This window comes from Marseilla massiliensis (genome assembly GCF_016899955.1).
GTDB lineage: Bacteria > Bacteroidota > Bacteroidia > Bacteroidales > Bacteroidaceae > Prevotella > Prevotella intestinigallinarum.
On the sequence record NZ_JACJJL010000094.1, the window covers coordinates 1 to 600 of the forward strand.

1 protein-coding gene is annotated in these 600 nt (G+C 59.0%); it reads right to left on the reverse strand.

What is annotated here, in order from left to right:
- A partial coding sequence (locus tag H6B30_RS16050) for a hypothetical protein (protein WP_338089014.1) occupies positions 1–566 on the reverse strand: 566 nt, incomplete at its 3' end.
- Positions 567–600: the final 34 nt, after the last annotated feature.

Sequence of the window (600 nt, forward strand, 5' to 3'; positions counted from 1 at the left end):
AGCGAGAACCAGAGGTCGTTCCACGAGAGCGTGCGCACCTGCCATGCCAGGATGAACAGGTCGGTGTTGATGGCTTCGAGCCTTGTCACCACCTCGTTGGCAATGTAGTAGCGTTCCGAAGAGTCCAGCAGGTTGACCTTGTGCTTCTCGTTTTTTCCGTCAGCTCCTGTCACGTCGTAGCTGCCCGAAGTCACGAGCTGCTTCATGAACGGATAGAGTGCTGCCATCTGCGTGGCCGCGTCCGTCAGCTCGTCCGACACGATGGCCGCTATCGCCGTGCCCTTGAGGTTGCTTCCCACCGATTTGAGCAGCAGGCTGCAGTTCTGCGGTATCTCGGTCGTCACCAGTTCCCCTGCTCGTTTGATTTGGTAGAGATTCTGCACCGCCCCCTGTGCGTTGGAGAGGTATTCCAGCATCTTATTCTCTACGCTGTGTACCCGGTCGAGGGCGACCGTCACGGCGGCTTCGGCGGCGATTATCTTCTCCTGCGTCTTCCTGCGCTTGTCGTGCAGGCTTTTCAGTTCCAGCGTCTGTGCCGTCACTGCGCCGGTCAGTGCCGGATCTATCTGTTGGGCAAACGCCGGAACGGTATGGCCTCCG